The sequence below is a fragment of the Streptomyces olivochromogenes genome (assembly GCF_021538895.1).
GTDB classification, from domain to species: Bacteria; Actinomycetota; Actinomycetes; order Streptomycetales; family Streptomycetaceae; genus Streptomyces; species Streptomyces olivochromogenes_A.
On the sequence record NZ_JADDRL010000171.1, the window covers coordinates 1 to 14,657 of the forward strand.

Sequence of the window (14,657 nt, forward strand, 5' to 3'; positions counted from 1 at the left end):
TCTTGCGGCAGACACGGAGGTGTCCTCTCGGGGAAGGGGCGATCAGGGAGGTGCAGAAGCCGAGGAGCGGGTCGCACGGCACGCGTCAGCGGTCCGCTCACCGACCCGCGATGGCGGGCATGCCGTCTCGGGTCGGGGAGCGGATGGTGCGGGGAGTGGAGGGTGCGGCGCTGTGGCGGCGAGAGGTCAGACGGGCCGACAGATGTCACTGGACGTACGGCCGAAGTCGATGTGGCGCCGCGAGGTCAGCAGGGGCCGCAGCAGGACGGTGCGGTTGGACGAACCCATGGCCGCACCCCCGTGTTCCCTAGTATTCCTACCTGGCTGATAGGGATAGTGGCAGAGACCGACGTCCGGCCCAAGAGGCTGTTCGCATGGTGGACACGGCTGTCTCGCTCCTTGGGCGTGAGGCACATATCCGTACGGCCCGGCCGGGAATCCGCCGGGCGAGGGCACGTGCCCCCGCCCGGTGGCCGCGCGGCTTCAGGCCGCGGCGGGCGTGTAATGGGAGGCGTCGTCGCCCTCGATGACATGGCTGAAGGTGCCGTCGACACCGGCGGGGACATCGCCCGCGACGGTCACCCGGTGCAGCAGGCGCGGGAGGTCGCCGTAGTCGTCGGGGGCGTAGTGCTGGGTGATGCGGTTGTCGAACAGAACGAGGTCTCCCGGCGTCCAGGCCACGCGCACGACGTTCTCGGGGCGGGTGACGTACGACTGGAAGATGCGCAGCAGGTCGCGCGAGTCGGTGGGGCCGAGGCCGACGATGCTCTGCGCGAAGCCGCCGATGAACAGCCCGCGTTCCCCGGTCTCGGGGTGGACGCGGACGACGGGGTGCGCGGTGCGGTACTTCCGGGAGACGAATCGCCTGCGGTGCTCGGCGGCCTTCTCGTTCTTCGGGGCGGCGTAGTCGTGGTCGTTGGTGTGCACGGCCCACAGCCGGTCCGCCAGCTCGCGCAGCGGCTCGGGCAGATCCCGGTAGGCGGCCGCCGAGTTGGCGATGAGGGTGTTGCCGCCGTAGGGCGGGACCACGAGGGCGCGCAGGGTGGACGCCTTCGGCGGTGTCCGCACGAAGGTGACGTCCGTGTGCCAGTGGTTGGCGCGGATGCCCTCGTCGCCGTCGACGGGGAGGATCTGGGGCTGGTCCTCGACGGACGGCACGGTGGGGTGCGCGGTGGTCAGCTCGCCGAAGAGGGAGGCGAAGCGGAGCTGGCCCGCGTCGTCGAGCCGCTGGTCGCGGAAGACGAGCGCCTTGTGCTCCAGGAGCGCGGAGTGGATCTCGGCGACGACGGCCGGGTCGAGGTCGGCGGAGAGGTCCACGCCGAGGATCTCGGCGCCGATACGGCCGCCGATCCTGTGGATGTCGAAGCCGGTGCTGGTGGTCATGTGCGGGTGTCCTTTCAGGAAGTGATCAGGTGCGGTGATCGGCTGGGAGGGGGATCAGCCGCCGAGCGGGCCGGTACGGCTCGGGTGGTCCGCCACGGCTGTCGTGGTCAGCCGGTTGGCGGGGCGGGGCAGGCCGTAGTGCTCGCGCAGGGTGCGGCCGGTGTACTCGGAACGGAACAGGTCGCGCCGCCGCAGGATCGGCACGACGTGGTCGACGAAGTCCTCCAGGCCGCCCGGCAGATGGGGCGGCATGATGTTGAAGCCGTCGGCGGCGCCCTGGGTGAACCACTCCTCCAGCTGGTCGGCGATCTGCTCCGGGGTGCCGGCGAAGACGCGGTGGCCGCGGCCGGCGCCGAGACGGGCGATGATTTCGCGCAGGGTGAGGCCGTCACGGCGGGCGAGTTCGGCGACGAGCGTGAATCGGCTCTTGTTGCCGTTGATGTCCCGTTCCTCGGGCAGTTCGGGCAGCGGCCCGTCCAGCGGCAGCCCGGTCAGGTCGGTGCCGAGCATCCCGGACAACTGGGCGAGCCCGTACTCGGGGACCTGCAGCTCGGTCAGCTCCCGTTCGAGCGCGCGGGCCTCGGACTCGGTCGAGCCGATGACGGGGGCGATGCCGGGCAGGATCAGCAACTGGTCCTCGGTGCGGCCGTGTCGGGCCAGCCGGGACTTGAGGTCCTTGTAGAAGGACTGGCCGTCGGCCAGGGTCTGCTGGGCGGTGAAGACGGCCTCGGCGTACCGGGCGGCGAACTCCTTGCCGTCCTCCGACGAGCCGGCCTGCACGAGCAGCGGATAACCCTGCGGCGTGCGCGGTACGTTCAGGGGTCCGCGCACCCCGAAGTACTCGCCACGGTGGTTGATCTCCCGCACCTTGTCGGTGTCGGCGTAGACGCCGCGTTCCCGGTCCAGCAGGATCGCGTCGTCCTCCCAGCTGTCCCACAGCTTGGTGGCGACCTCGACGAACTCCCGCGCCCGCTCGTAGCGCAGGCGGTGCTCCAGGTGCTCGTCCTGCCCGAAGTTGCGGGCCTCGTCGACGGTGCCGGAGGTGACGATGTTCCAGCCCGCCCGGCCACCGCTGATGTGGTCCAGGGAGGCGAACTTGCGGGCGGTGTGGAAGGGCTCGTTGAAGGTGGTGGAGACGGTGGCGATCAGGCCGATGTGCTCCGTGACCGCGGCCAGGGCGGACAGCAGGGTCAGCGGTTCGAAGCCGCCGAGCGCGTTGTGCCGGACCTTGCCCCACAGCGCCAGGCCGTCGGCGAGGAAGACGGAGTCGAACCGACCCCGCTCGGCGGTTCGCGCCAACTGCTGGAAGTAGCGCAGATCGGTGAGCCGTTCGGGCTGGGTACGGGGGTGCCGCCAGGCGGCGTCGTGATGGCCGGCGTTCATCAGGAAGGCGTTCAGATGCAGTTGGCGGGGGCTGGTCGCGGTCATGAGGTACCTCGGATCGGGGGGTGGGGCCGGGACGGTGGGGGAGCGGGCGGCCGGGTCAGTGGTCCGCGGGTACGCGCCAGGAGCTGAGCCGCCGCTCCACGGTCACCAGGAACTGGTTGAAGGCCACGCCGATGACGGAGATCGTGAGGATGCCGGCGTACATCTGCGGGATCGCGAAGTTGTACTGCGAAGCGTTGATCAGGTAGCCGAGCCCCGCCTTGGCGCCGATCATCTCGGCGGCGACCAGAACCAGGACGGACGCCGCTCCGGCCAGCCGGATGCCGGTGAAGATCACCGGCACCGAGGACGGCAGGATGACCTTCTGGAACAGCCGGGGTGCGGACAGGTCCATCGACTTCGCCAGCTTCAGCAGGGTCGGGTCGACGGTGCGGACCGCGCTGACGGTGTTGAGCAGGATCGGCCAGGTGCACGCGTACACCACGATGGAGATCTTCGAGGTCTCGCCGATGCCCAGCAGCAGCACGAACACCGGCAGCAGGGCCAGGGCCGCGGTGTTGCGGAAGACCTCCAGCAGGGGGCCGAGGAGGTCGGCGACCGGCCGGTACCAGCCGATCAGCAGGCCGAGCGGCACGGCGACGGCCACGGCGAGACCGAATCCCGTGAACGAGCGGACCAGGCTGGCGCGTGCGTTGTCGGCCAGCTGACCGTCGGCCGCCAGCCCCCACCAGGCGCGGGCGACCTCGCTGAACGGCGGCAGGAAGGTCCGGTCGACCAGACCGAGTCGCGGTGCGGCCTCCCACAGCAGCAGCAGTGCCCCGATGGCCACGGACTTGGTCGCGCCCTTCAGCAACAGGTACGGCAGTCGGCGGACCGCTCGGCGCACCCGCGCCGCCGGGGGAAGGACGCGGCGCGTGCCCGACGTCGGCTTACCGGGTGGCGTGGCGGACGCGGGAGCGGCAGCGGCAGGAGGCGTACTCGGGACGGAACCGGCGAGAGGGGCAGAGGCCGGCGTACCGGTCCGGTCGGTGGCCGTGCGGGTCGTGGAGCTCATACGGAAGCCTCTTCCTTCTCCAACTGCTGGGCCCTGGCCACCTCGTCGTGCAGCAGCGACCAGATCTGGTGCCGGTACCGCGCGAACTCGGCACTGGAGCGCGGGTCGTCCGTCGCGGTACGCGCGTCGAGGGAGACCGGCACGATCCGTTTGATGCGGCCCGGCCGCGACGTCATGACGGCGACCCGCTGTCCCAGATAGACGGCCTCGTCGATGCCGTGCGTGATGAACACGACGGTCTTGCCGGTGCGTTGCCAGATGCGCAGCAGTTCGTCCTGCAGCGACTCCCGGGTCTGGGCGTCCAGCGCGGCGAACGGCTCGTCCATCAGGAGCACATCGGGGTCGTAGGCGAGGCTGCGGGCGATCGCCACCCGCTGCCGCATGCCACCCGACAGCTCGTGCGGATGGCGGTCCTCGAACCCGGACAGGCCGACCAGGTCCAGGAACTCCCGGGCGCGCGCCGCACGTTCACGTCGCGGAGTGCCGGTGGCCTCCAGACCGAACTCGACGTTGCCCCGGGCCGTGCGCCACGGCAGCAGCGCGTACTGCTGGAACACGACGCCCCGGTCCAGGCCGGGTCCGGTGACGGGTCTGCCGTCCAAAAGGATTTCCCCGCTGGTGGGTTGGGCGAGGCCACCGAGGAGGTCGAGCAGCGTCGACTTGCCGCAGCCGCTGGGACCGACCAGGACGACGAACTCACCGGCCGCTATGTCCAGGTCGATACCGTCGAGGGCGGTGAACCGGGTTGCCCGACCGGCCCGGTGCGCCGCCCGGTCCTTGACGGTGAACTCCTTGCGCACCTGCTTCAGCGAGATCTTGGGTGGGGTGGATTCCGGCACGGGTCAGCTCCCGCTCGTCGAAGGGGATGAAGCGCCGTTGAACGCGTTCGTGTAGAGGTCGGCCAAGGTGACCTCGCCCTTCTTGATGTCGCCGCGCTCGACCAGCCAGTCGATCCACAGCCGCAGTTCCTTGCCGGTGATGCGGCCGGCCCGCTCGGCGACCCCGAAGGAGCGCCAGTACTTCAGCGGCGCGGTGTCCTCGTTGCGGCCGCGCCTCTTGACGATGTCCGTCATCCGGGCGACGACTTCGTCGTGCGGAGTGGAGCGGGCCCACTCGATGGCTCTGCCCGTGGCGGTGACGAAGGTCCGGGCCGTGTCGGGGTTCTGCTTCAGGAAGCGGTCGGTCATCACGTAGGTGCCGGCGCTGAAGGCGCCGAGCAGCTGGTAGTCGGTGAACAGGGGGCGGATTCCGCCGGCCGCCAGGGCCTTGTCGCGCAGGATGCCGCCGAGCACGGCCACGTCGATCTGCTTCTGGCGCAGCGTCTGCTCGGTGTTGACCGGAGGCACCACCAGTGGCTCGACCTTGCCGATGTCCGCACGGGACAGACCACCTCGCTGCAGATAGATGTCGAGCATGGCCTCGGCATGGGCGCCGAGGGTGTTCATGCCGACCTTCTTGCCGATCAGGTCCCGGGCTGAGCGCAGGGGGCTGTCATCGAGCACGTAGAAGCCGTTGTAGGCGTACTTGTCGGAGCCGTAGTAGCTGATGACCGCCTTGACGGGGGCGCCGTTCGCGGCGAGTTTGACGACCGCGCCGTTGAACGCCCCGCCGAAGTCGACCTGGCCCGTGGCCGCGGACTGTATGTCCTGCGGCCCGCTGATCGTGTTGCCGATCCACTTCAGCTTCACGTCGCCCAGGTAGCCGAGGTCCTCGGCCAGTTCCGGCAGGGTGACCTGGCCCGCCCAGCCCTGGTAGCGCAGCGTCTTGGTCCCGCCCTTGCCGGCGGTGGCTCCGTTCGCGGTCGTGCCGCACCCCACGGCCACCGCCGAAAGGCCGAGCAGAGAGAGGAATTGGCGTCGGTTCGATGCCGTCGTGGCCATGGAAAGGTCCTGTTCGAAATCGATGAAAGCGGCGGGAATGCGCACTGCTTTTCACGGGTGCGCGCGTTCCGCCCGAAAGACGTTGCGGGAGGTGAAAGAAGCCGTTCTCACGGCGAAAGCCGGACGGCGGTGAAGAGACTTCCCACCGACGGTGGACTACGGCGCTCGAAAGCGGCGCGTGTCAGTGGGTGCGGCGACCGACGGCACAGAGGGCGCTGGCCTGACGTCGCAGGTCGACGTGCAGGCGCGCGGCGAGGTACTCGGACGTGCTCACGGAAAAGAGCGTCGCAGCGAATTCCGGCCAGGTCAACGTCACTTGCGCGGACGTCTCATGTTCTCAACCATCCGACACGCGGGTGAAGTACCGCGTTCACAAATCCGCGGACGCCGGGGGCGCAAGGGGCGCAAAGTCAGGGGGGTGCAAAGTCAGACGGGCAGCACGAACGGGGGGTGCGCGCCATTGAGGAAATAGTCCCCGACGTCCCGGAGCCGGTGAGTGACGGGCTCGTACAGGGTGTGGGTGCGGGCATTGCGCCAGAAGCGGTCGAAGCCGAGCCGTGAGGAGGCGGAGCGGGTGCCGATGATGTCGAGGGCGCGGGCCGTGGACTCCTGCGCGGCCCGGGACGCCGCGGCCTCGGCCATGGCCACGAGTACCGAGGTCTCGGCGTACTCGTCGTGGGTGAGGTCCTCGCCGCGGGCCAGCCCGCCGTGCACGGCCTCCAGTGCCTGATCGGCGAGCGCGGACGCGGAGCGGGTCAGGACGGTGAGTTCTCCGTAGACGGCCAGTGCCTGCGGGTCCTGGGGAGAGCCGGCCGGCCAGGCGGAGTGCCCCGGCGCGTGGCTCGTCCCGCTGTACGCCCGGCTGTACTCCCGGGCCTCGGCGAGCACTCCCTCGGCCATGCCGAGACGGAGCTGGACGGACAGGAGCCGCCCGACCGGCGACACCAGAGCGGCCCTGGGCGACAGGACGTCCTCGTCCACGGCCAGCGAACCGAGTATGTCGTCGGCGGCAACCGGTACGGCGTCGAACTCCACGCTCCCGCCGGCCGCGAGCCGCTGGCCGAAGGTGTCGGCGTCGCCGTCGATCCCCACGCCGCCATGGGTGGGATCGACGACGACGGCGAGTGGTTCACCGGTCTCGGCCCGCACGGCTCGTACGGCGAGACGGTCGGCGACCAGGACACCGGTCGCGTAGTTCTGCCGACCGTTGAGCACACCGCCGCCGCGAGTCCTGGTCAGCGTCAGCGGGTGTTCCTGACGGGCGAGACCACCACCCCAGCACCACCGCTCCGCCGTGGACTGCCGCTCGACCTGTGCCGCCGGGGAGGGCTCACCGGCGTACCACGCGGTCCACGCCAGGAAGTAGTGACAGCCGAGCAGTTGACCGATCGCGCCGTCGGCCGCGGCGATCTCCCGGACGACGGCGTAGGCCGTGGGCCAGTCCGCGCCGCCTCCCCCGAACCCGGCCGGTTGAAGGAGCGTCAGCAGTCCCGCCTCGCGCAACCGGGACACTTCGTCGAACGGGGCCTTGCCCGCCTGTTCCCGGGCCGCCGCGTCCGTGGCCAGGTCGTCCGCCGTCTCGCGGGCCACGCGCAGCCAGTACGCGCGGCCGGGCCCGGTCCGCTCGGATTCCGGCCGCTCGGATTCCCGGGTGGGGCCGGACGGGGCAGGGGCAACGCCCATGGGAGAGGTCTCCTCAGGTCAGCGGCAGGACGACCGAGTGGGCCGGAAGCTTTGACTCCGGCAGCTCGAACTCCAGGTGGGACGGGTCGAGTTCGCTTCCCTAGTAAATCTATAGGAAATATAGGGAACGCAACAGCACGGGTCGGCTCGGGGGTGGTCCGGCATCCGGTCCGTGGTTGACGAGACGCGCGGCGTACTGCTCAATGGGGCCCATGAACGCCGAGCAGCGCCTGGTCACGCGCGACCACATCGACTTCGGTCGGGTGTGGTCGGCCGCGTGTTGCGCCTGACACGGCAGCGGCCGTCCGACCGGCCCCTCCCTTTCTCGGTCACCCCGTAGCGGGCCGAGTTCCTCCCTCGGCGGCGCCGCCGTCGCTCCGCTTCGTTCGAGCGGCGCCGTGACACGGCCGTCCCCGCAGACGGCCCGCGCGGGAGCCGTGCCCTGCGCACCGCGCCGATCCCGCACCGTTCCCGCCTCAGTCCCACGTTTACGCTCACGCTCACGAAGGGTCCGCCATGGCCACCGTCCTGTCCGTCTCCGGAAGTCCCTCCGCCACCTCCCGTACCGCCCGTCTGCTGCGCCACCTGGACAGACGCCTGGCGAGTCAGGGACACGAGGTGATCCCGCTGGACGTCCGCACCCTCCCCGCCGAGGCCCTGCTCGGCGCCGACTTCCGGCACCCGGCGGTCGTCGAGGCGACCGAACTGTTCGACCGCGCCGACGGGATCGTGATCGGCACGCCCGTCTACAAGGCCGCCTACTCCGGCCTCCTGAAGTCGCTGCTGGACCTGCTGCCGCAGTACGCCCTGGTGGGCAAGACGGTCCTTCCGCTGGCGACCGGCGGAAGCACGGCGCACGTCCTGGCGATCGACTACGCGCTGCGCCCGGTGCTCAGTTCCATGGGTGCCACGCACATCGTCCAGGGCTGGTTCACGCTGGACAGGGACATCGCGGTGGGCGACGACGGCACGCCGACCGTCGCACCGGGCCCCGCCGAAGCCCTCAACCGGGTCGTCGACCGGTTCTCCGAAGCCCTCGGCAGCCGTACGACCCTGCTGACGGCCACCGGATGAGCGCCGGACCCGGCCCGACGGCCGCCGCCGATCATCCCGGCCGGCCGGAGACGGCCTTGGCCCAGCCCTGGTTGACGGTCTCCTCCGCCTTCTCCAGTTGCGCGTCGGTCGGGAACTGCGGCGTTCCCTCAACCGTCGGCAGTCGTTCGGCGGCGGCCTCGTCGAGGGTGCCGTCCTGCCTCATGGCGTCCATGAGGACCGGGCGGGCGTACGCGCGCAGCCGGAGGTTCTGGCCCTCCGGGCTGAAGAGGTACTCCTGCCACAGGCGGGCAGCCGCCGGGTGCGGGGCGTTCTTGTTGATCGCGAGCGCGTAATACTGGGCGAAGCTGCCGTCGAAGGGGATCGCGACCTTCCAGTTCACACCCTTGTCACGGAGCGCGTCGACGTAGTGGAGGTTGATGTAGTCCCAGTTGATGCTGATGGGGGTCCGGCCACTCGCGACCGTGGCCGAGTTGGAATTGACCGGGGTGAAGTTGCCGCGCTTCTTGAGTTCGGCGAAGAAGTCGAGACCGGGCTGGACGTTGTCGAACGACCCGCCGTTCGCCAGCGCGGCCGCGTAGACACTGGCAAAGGCGGTGGCCGAACGGGGCGGGGCGCCTTCGAGCGCGACCTTGCCCTTGTATTCGGGCTTCAGTAGATCGGCGAAGGTCTCCGGACAGTGTGCGACCCGGTTGGCATCGCAGCCGATGGAGATGTAGCCCCCGTAGTTGTTGGACCAGCGTGCCTGCGCGTCCTTCTGATTACCGGGAATCGAATCGTAAGGGGCCACCTGGTACGGCGCGAGAAGATTCTCCGCCGCTGCTTGCCGTGCGAACGTGTCGCCCACGTCGATCACGTCGGGCGCCGTCGGGCGGTTCCCGCTCTTTCGCAGGGCGTCGATCTCGTCCTCGCTGTGGCCCAGCGGATCCTCGACCGTGACCTTGATCCCGTACTTCTTCTCGAAGCCGCTGATCAGGCCGCCGTAGTTGGCCCAGTCACGCGGCAGCGCGATCGCTCTGAGCGCGCCCTCCTTTTTCGCCGCGGCGATCAGTGCGCGCATGCCGCCCATGCTCTCGGCGGACGTGGCCACCGACGGCTTCGCGAGGCCGTCGGTCGGTGTCTCCTCGCAAGCGCTCAGGCCCAGTGCCACGAGAGCGAAGCAGCCGAGGACCGCCGCTGCTCGGGCACACGGTGTGGTCACGGCTGCTCCCGGACGTGGGGGACGAGGTGGTCGCCTCGATGCGCTGCCGGCAGCGCCACTGGGTCCGCGGTGGCGAGTCTCCCGCTGCGCCTCCCGGTTTCCTCGGCTCCTCGGCGCCGACGAAGTGGTCATCGAGGCCAGGGTACCCGGCCGCCTCGATGACGGAATGTCGGCCGGGCGGCCCGCGATCAGCGTCTTTTCCCCGGCACTCGGCTTCGCAGCAAGCCCCGGGCCCCGCCGGGCCCGCCTCGGCCCACGGCGATCGCGACGGTGGCAGGTCGGGACGTACCGGCTCACCTCACAGCGCGGTGTCATCCCATTGGTCGAGCAGGAGCTCGCCGAGTCCCTCCGCCTCCGGCGTGGCGTCGTGACGCAGGGAATGTTCGGCCCAGATGACCTTGCCGGTGGTCGTGTAGCGGGTCCCCCAGCGTTCGGCGAAGCGGGCGACGAGGAAGAGTCCGCGGCCGCCCTCGTCGGTGGCCTTCGCCCGGCGCAGCCGCGGCGAGGTGCTGCTGCCGTCGGCGACCTCGAAGATCAGGCTGCCCGCGTCGCGGCTGCCCATCGGCTCCGTACGGAGCAGCCGCACGATGATGGGCTCGGCTCCGTAGCGGATGGCGTTGGTGATCAGCTCGCTGAGGATGAGTTCGGCGGTGAAACCGAGCTGCTCCAGCCCCCAGTCCGCCAGTCGGCGGGCACAGTCGGTGCGCACGGGGGCCACCGCCGCCGGGTCGCGGGGCACCTCCCACTCGGCGACCTGATCCGGTCCGAGCCGGCGCGTGCGGGCCACCAGTAGCGCGATGTCGTCCCGGGACCGGTCGGACAGCATGGCCTCCATCACCGCCGCGCAGGTGGCCTCCGGCGTGCGCCCGGGCCCGGCCAGAGCCTCTCGCAGGGCCCGCAGGCCGGCGTCCAGGTCTCGGGTGCGGTCCTCGATCAGCCCGTCGGTGTAGAGCACCAGCCGGGAATCCTCGGGCACGGTGAGCTCGGCGGTCTCGACCGGCAGGCCGGCTCCGAGTCCCAGTGGCGGGGAGACGGGCAACTGAGGGAAGTCGACGGTCCCGTCGGGCCGGACCACCGCTGGTCCCGGGTGGCCGGCGGTGGCGATGGCCAGTCGCCCGGAGGTGGGGTCGTACACGGCGTACTGGCAGGTCGCCCCCGTGATCATCCCCTGCCCGTCCTCCGCCGCGGCGACCTCCTCGGCGTCGAGCTGCGCCACCAGCTCGTCCAGCCGGCCCAGCAGCTCCTCCACGGGCAGGTCCAGGCCGGCGAAGTTGTGCACGGCGGTGCGCAGCCGGCCCATCGTCGCCGCGGCGTGCAGACCGTGACCGACGACATCGCCGACGACCAGCGCCACCCGGGTACCGGACAGCGGGATGACATCGAACCAGTCCCCGCCCACCCCGGCCTGGGCCGGCAGATAGCGGTAGGCCACGTCGAGCGCGGACTGCTCGGGGAGCGCGCGGGGCAGCAGGCTGTGCTGCAGGGTGACGGCCATGGTGTGTTCGCGGGTGTAGCGGCGGGCGTTGTCGATGGACACCGCCGCCCGGGCGGCCAGCTCCTCGGCGAAGGACACGTCCTCGTCCTCGAACGACGGGGAGCCCTGCGCGCGCCAGAAGACCACCACGCCCAGCACCACGCCACGGGCGCGCAGGGGCACCACGAGCATGGAGTGGATGCCGTGGTCGAGGACCCGCCGGGCACGCTCGGGCTGCTGGGCCCGCCAGGCGTAGGAGGCGTTCAGGTCCCCGACCAGGACCGGGCGGCCCTCGGCCATCGCCGTGGAGACGGGCTCGGCGGGAACGAGCCGGATCAGCTCGTGGACGGGGTGGAGGGGATGGCCCGCTTCGAGACCGGCGACGGCGCTGCGGCGCAGCTCGGTGATCCCGCTGGGCCCGACGGAGGTTTCCTCACCGCGCAGCACCGGGTCCAGCAGATCGACGGTGACGATGTCGGCGAATCGGGCCGCCGCCACCTCGGCCAGTTCCTCGGCCGTGCGTTTCACGTCGAGCGTGGTGCCGATCCGCAGTCCGGCGTCGTAGAGCGACTGCAACCGTTCGCGCGCCACCTCCGCCCGGCCGGAGAGGGCCCGTAGCTCGGTGGTGTCCCGGAGCGTGACCACGCTGCCTGCCGGTCCGTCGGGCGCGGTGAGCCGCTTGTTGACCGCGAGCAGCCGGTCGGCCGCCAGGTACACCTCGTCGGTGGCGGGGCGGTCGGAGGCGAGCAGCCCGGCGAGGTCCTCGTCCAGCCCCAGTTCGGTGATCTGCCGCCGCTCCGTGTCCGCCGGCAGGTCCAGAAGCCGTCGTGCCTCGTCGTTGGCCAGCAGCAGTCGGCCGTCACCGCCGACGATCAGCACTCCTTCCCGCACCGCGTGCAGCACCGCGTCGTGGTGCTCGTACATCCGGGTCATCTCGGTCGGCGCCAGGCCGTGGGTCTGCCGCCGCAGCCGCCGGCTCACCAGGCCCGACCCGCCCGCGGCGACCACCAGGGCCGTGGCGGCGCCGCCGAGGAGGAACGGCAGCTGCCGGTTCACTCTCTGCTGCACCGTCTCGACCGTGACCGGCACGGAGACGATGGCGATGACCGAGCCGTCGGGACCCCTGACGGGTACCGCCGAGATCACGGAGAGCCCCAGTGTGCCCTTGAACGTGCTCGTGAACGGCTTGCCGGTCGCCGCCGCCGCGTAGGGCCCGATGACGCGTTTCCCGATCTGACGCGGGTCGCTGTGGGCGAGGGTGATCCCGTTCAGCCCGTACACGATCACGGCGTCGACGCCTGCGGCCTTCCGGGCGGCCTGGACGTGCGGCTCCAGCTCCGCGGTCGGGTTCGCGCTGTCCAGTGCCGCCACGATGCCCGGGGAGTGCGCGAACGTCTGTGCCGCGGTGAGCGTCCGGTGGCGGGCGTCCGCCATCACGTCGCGTTGAGCCTGCACCACGAGCGCCACCAGGGCGGCGGCGACGAGCAGCAGCACCACCGCCAGCTGGAACAGGAAGACCTGGCCCGCGACGCTGTGCACGCTCAGCAGCGAGCCCGACCGCCACGCCTCGTCCGCCTGGCGGGGCCGACCGGGGCGATGTGCCCTCGTGGAGGCATCAGGCGCATCCTGCCCCGATTGCCCTGAAACACCGCTCATATCCCCTTTCTATCGTTTTCCATCGTCTCTGGACGGCGTTTCTGGGCGGCCAACCGTGAAGCGGCCGGGACGACGCCCGGAACGGAGAGCGCGCCGAGCCCGTGAGGCGCGTGCGCACGTGACTGGCACGACGTCAGAAAGGTCGGCGACGCCTCGGTGTGAGTCCTCGAACACCTGGGAACCCGCGAAACGATGTAGCCTCCGGATACCGCCCTTGACCTGCAAGAGCAGGCAGGGAGCAGACGAATCGGGAGTTTCCTCGTGCTTCGTACCATGTTCAAGTCCAAGATCCACCGAGCCACCGTCACCCAGGCCGACCTGCACTACGTGGGATCGGTGACCATCGACGCCGATCTGCTCGACGCCGCCGACCTGCTGCCCGGTGAGCTCGTCCACATCGTCGACATCACCAACGGCGCCCGCCTGGAGACGTACGTCATCGAGGGCGAGCGGGGCTCCGGCGTCGTCGGGATCAACGGCGCGGCCGCCCACCTCGTCCACCCCGGCGACCTCGTGATCATCATCAGTTACGCTCAAGTGACCGACGCCGAGGCGCGGGCGCTCCGGCCGCGGGTGGTGCACGTCGACCGCGACAACCGGATCGTGGACCTCGGCGCCGACCCGTCCGAGCCGGTACCGGGCTCGGACCAGGAACGCAGCCCGCAGGCCGTACCGGCCTGAGGACCGACGGACGCCAGGAGCGTGCGCATGAGCGACATCCAGATCCGCGACGACCGGGCGGCGGGCCGCCTGGAGGCCGTCGGCGACGGCGAAGTCGTCGGCCACATCGAGTACTTCGTCCTCGAGTCGCCCAGCCGCGCCCTGGTGCCCGTCCACACCATCGTCGAGCCGGCCCACGAGGGGAAGGGCATCGCCGGCTCCCTGGCCCGCGAGCTGTACGGCATCGCCGAGCGCGAGGGCGTCCCGGTGGCGCCGCTGTGCCCGTACGTCGTCAAGTGGGCCGCACGCCACCCCGACGAGGCCCCGAAGGCCGACCCCGAGCTGCTCAGCGCCGCCAAGGAGTGGCTGGTGGCGCACCCCGGCCGGTTCTGAGGGCACCCGCGGGAATCCGAGGAGACTCCGGAAGGGAATCCGCACCGCGATGCTCGCTCTCCTGCACACCTCTCCCGTCCATGTCCCGGTCTTCGACGCCCTGCGCGACGAGGACCATCAGGGCCTCGAACTACGGCACTTCGTCGACGCGGGCCTGCTGGACCGGGCGCGCCGGCACGGCCCCGAGGCGGTCGCGGGAGAGGTGAGCGCCGCCCTGGAGCGGGCCGTCGCCGACGGGGCACGGGCCGTCCTGTGCACCTGCTCGACCATCGGCGGCGTCGCGGAGGCGGCCGCCGCCGGGGTGCCCGTACTGCGCGTCGACCGCCCGATGGCCGCCGCTGCCGTGGCGGCGGGCTCCCGCGTCGTCGTCCTCGCCACGGTGCGCAGCACGCTCGACCCGACCGTGGCCCTGGTCGAGGAGGAGGCCCGCCGGGCGGGCCGCGACGTCACCGTCCGCACCCTGCTCGTCGAGGAGGCCTGGCCCCGCTTCGAGGCGGGGGACCACGAGGGGTACGCGCGGCAGGTCGCGGCGGCCGCCGACGCGGTCACCGGCGCCGACGCGATCGTCCTGGCCCAGGCCTCGATGACACCGGCCCAGCGCCTGACGCGGACCGTGGTCCCGGTCCTGTCCAGCCCCCGCCCGGGCCTGGCGGCGGGCGCGGCCGCCGTGGCGGCGACCCAGGTGTGACACCGGCGGGTGAGTGGCCGAAGCGGGGGTCGGGTAGGTGGTCGAGTAGGCGGGGGAACAGTCCAGAGGCGACGTCGAGCGACTGGCCGGAGGACATCATGACGAACCCCTATCCGGATCCCGTCGGCCCAGGTCCCACGCCGGGT

13 protein-coding genes are annotated in these 14,657 nt (G+C 71.1%); 4 read left to right on the forward strand and 9 right to left on the reverse strand.

What is annotated here, in order from left to right; all coding sequences use genetic code 11:
* Positions 1-483: 483 nt before the first annotated feature.
* The 7 genes from IPZ69_RS43585 to IPZ69_RS43610 form a co-directional block, all read right to left on the reverse strand.
* A complete protein-coding gene (locus IPZ69_RS43585) occupies positions 484-1,383 on the reverse strand; it encodes a TauD/TfdA dioxygenase family protein (RefSeq protein ID WP_235460446.1) in 900 nt (299 codons plus the stop codon).
* A gap of 54 nt (positions 1,384-1,437) precedes the next feature.
* Positions 1,438-2,811, reverse strand: coding sequence for an LLM class flavin-dependent oxidoreductase (locus IPZ69_RS43590; RefSeq protein ID WP_235460447.1), 1,374 nt, complete (start codon positions 2,809-2,811; stop codon positions 1,438-1,440).
* A 55-nt stretch (positions 2,812-2,866) separates the two neighbouring features.
* Positions 2,867-3,823, reverse strand: coding sequence for an ABC transporter permease (locus IPZ69_RS43595; protein WP_235460448.1), 957 nt, complete (start codon positions 3,821-3,823; stop codon positions 2,867-2,869).
* Complete coding sequence (locus IPZ69_RS43600) at positions 3,820-4,662, reverse strand: ABC transporter ATP-binding protein (RefSeq protein ID WP_235460449.1); 843 nt, start codon at positions 4,660-4,662, stop codon at positions 3,820-3,822. The genes IPZ69_RS43595 and IPZ69_RS43600 overlap by 4 nt, the downstream gene beginning before the upstream one ends.
* 3 nt (positions 4,663-4,665) lie before the next feature.
* Positions 4,666-5,703 (reverse strand): ABC transporter substrate-binding protein, encoded by a 1,038-nt coding sequence (locus IPZ69_RS43605; RefSeq protein ID WP_235460450.1) that lies wholly within the window; start codon positions 5,701-5,703, stop codon positions 4,666-4,668.
* A gap of 181 nt (positions 5,704-5,884) precedes the next feature.
* Complete coding sequence (locus tag IPZ69_RS48020) at positions 5,885-5,977, reverse strand: putative leader peptide (protein WP_374295942.1); 93 nt, start codon at positions 5,975-5,977, stop codon at positions 5,885-5,887.
* 152 nt (positions 5,978-6,129) lie between these two features.
* On the reverse strand, positions 6,130-7,386 hold the full coding sequence (locus IPZ69_RS43610; protein ID WP_235460451.1) for an acyl-CoA dehydrogenase family protein: 1,257 nt from the start codon (positions 7,384-7,386) through the stop codon (positions 6,130-6,132).
* Positions 7,387-7,902: 516 nt separating this feature from the next.
* Between IPZ69_RS43610 and ssuE the strand changes: the two genes are divergently transcribed.
* Complete coding sequence (gene ssuE / locus IPZ69_RS43615; RefSeq protein ID WP_235460452.1) at positions 7,903-8,460, forward strand: NADPH-dependent FMN reductase; 558 nt, start codon at positions 7,903-7,905, stop codon at positions 8,458-8,460.
* Positions 8,461-8,491: 31 nt separating this feature from the next.
* Here the strand turns inward: ssuE and IPZ69_RS43620 are convergent, their stop codons facing one another.
* Positions 8,492-9,640 (reverse strand): ABC transporter substrate-binding protein, encoded by a 1,149-nt coding sequence (locus tag IPZ69_RS43620; protein ID WP_235460453.1) that lies wholly within the window; start codon positions 9,638-9,640, stop codon positions 8,492-8,494.
* 298 nt (positions 9,641-9,938) lie between these two features.
* Positions 9,939-12,770: a SpoIIE family protein phosphatase gene (locus IPZ69_RS43625; RefSeq protein WP_374295948.1), complete on the reverse strand. Its 2,832-nt coding sequence runs from the start codon at positions 12,768-12,770 to the stop codon at positions 9,939-9,941.
* A gap of 261 nt (positions 12,771-13,031) precedes the next feature.
* On the opposite strand from IPZ69_RS43625, the gene panD reads away from it, so the two are divergent.
* Genes panD through IPZ69_RS43640 form a run of 3 tightly spaced genes read left to right on the forward strand, consistent with a single transcriptional unit; the run spans position 13,032 to position 14,511 of the window.
* The gene (gene panD / locus IPZ69_RS43630) at positions 13,032-13,451 is read left to right on the forward strand and encodes an aspartate 1-decarboxylase (protein ID WP_235460455.1); all 420 of its coding nucleotides are present in this window, start codon (positions 13,032-13,034) and stop codon (positions 13,449-13,451) included.
* Between the two features lie 27 nt (positions 13,452-13,478).
* Complete coding sequence (locus IPZ69_RS43635; RefSeq protein ID WP_235460456.1) at positions 13,479-13,823, forward strand: GNAT family N-acetyltransferase; 345 nt, start codon at positions 13,479-13,481, stop codon at positions 13,821-13,823.
* A 49-nt stretch (positions 13,824-13,872) separates the two neighbouring features.
* Entirely contained in the window at positions 13,873-14,511 is a 639-nt protein-coding gene (locus tag IPZ69_RS43640) for an aspartate/glutamate racemase family protein (protein ID WP_235460457.1), read from the forward strand.
* Positions 14,512-14,657 lie beyond the last annotated feature (146 nt).

Excerpts from the sequence above, each read along its gene's own strand:
- IPZ69_RS43605 (WP_235460450.1), bottom strand. The coding sequence starts at position 5,703 with ATGGCCACGACGGCATCGAACCGACGCCAATTCCTCTCTCTGCTCGGC.
- IPZ69_RS43625 (WP_374295948.1), bottom strand. The coding sequence starts at position 12,770 with ATGAGCGGTGTTTCAGGGCAATCGGGGCAGGATGCGCCTGATGCCTCC.
- IPZ69_RS43595 (WP_235460448.1), bottom strand. The coding sequence starts at position 3,823 with ATGAGCTCCACGACCCGCACGGCCACCGACCGGACCGGTACGCCGGCC.
- ssuE (WP_235460452.1), top strand. The coding sequence starts at position 7,903 with ATGGCCACCGTCCTGTCCGTCTCCGGAAGTCCCTCCGCCACCTCCCGT.
- IPZ69_RS43640 (WP_235460457.1), top strand. The coding sequence starts at position 13,873 with ATGCTCGCTCTCCTGCACACCTCTCCCGTCCATGTCCCGGTCTTCGAC.
- IPZ69_RS43590 (WP_235460447.1), bottom strand. The coding sequence starts at position 2,811 with ATGACCGCGACCAGCCCCCGCCAACTGCATCTGAACGCCTTCCTGATG.
- IPZ69_RS43635 (WP_235460456.1), top strand. The coding sequence starts at position 13,479 with ATGAGCGACATCCAGATCCGCGACGACCGGGCGGCGGGCCGCCTGGAG.
- IPZ69_RS43610 (WP_235460451.1), bottom strand. The coding sequence starts at position 7,386 with ATGGGCGTTGCCCCTGCCCCGTCCGGCCCCACCCGGGAATCCGAGCGG.
- IPZ69_RS43585 (WP_235460446.1), bottom strand. The coding sequence starts at position 1,383 with ATGACCACCAGCACCGGCTTCGACATCCACAGGATCGGCGGCCGTATC.